This window comes from Mesorhizobium sp. M7A.F.Ca.ET.027.03.2.1 (genome assembly GCF_003999175.1).
Lineage (GTDB): Bacteria > Pseudomonadota > Alphaproteobacteria > Rhizobiales > Rhizobiaceae > Mesorhizobium.
Window position 1 is genome coordinate 1 of record NZ_RZOM01001693.1, and the last position, 723, is coordinate 723.

Consider the following 723-nt stretch of genomic DNA (forward strand, 5'->3'; position numbering starts at 1 on the left):
CCCTACGGCGCCCCCCTCTGTCCTGCCGGACATCTCCCCCACAGGTGGGGAGATTGGCAGTTTCGCCGCCGGCTCTTCCCTGGCAATGTTGTTGATTGGCGAAAGCAGAGATGAGGGAGCAATCTCCCCCCTTGAGGGGGAGATGTCCGGCAGGACAGAGGGGGGCGCCAGGGAACTCGTACTATCCAGGAACCCCACCCCTCACACCTTGACCAATTGCTCCACGCGGTCCTTCTCGCCGAAAATTCTGAGATACCGCTCGATCTCTTTCACATCGCCGGTCGCCTTGGCCGGATTGTCGGAAAGCTTGACCGCTGGCCTGCCATTGGCCTCGGTGACCTTGCAGACCAGCGATATGGCGTCGAGGCTGTTGGTTTCCGTCGGCGCGCAGCCTTCGAAATCATTGGTCAGATTGGTGCCCCAGCCGAAGGACATGCGCACCTTGCCCTTGAAGTGGCGATAGGTCTCCTCGATGGTCTCGACTTCAAGCCCGTCGGAGAAGATCAGCAGTTTCTGCCGGGGATCTTTGCCCTTGTCGCGCCACCAGGACAGGATCTTTTCGCCGCCTTCGATCGGCGGCGCGCTGTCGGGGCGAAAGCCCGTCCAGTCGGCCACCCAGTCCGGCGCATCGCGCAGGAACGATGCCGTGCCGAAGGCGTCGGGCAGCACGATCAAGAGATTGCCGCCATAGTAACGCTGCCAGTCCTGCAGCACCTTGTAGGG

Annotated in this window: 1 pseudogene; it reads right to left on the reverse strand. The window is 62.0% G+C overall.

The window, feature by feature from the left end:
* Positions 1-201 precede the first annotated feature (201 nt).
* Positions 202-723, reverse strand: a pseudogene (locus EN750_RS37425) (nicotinate phosphoribosyltransferase); the annotation flags it as partial.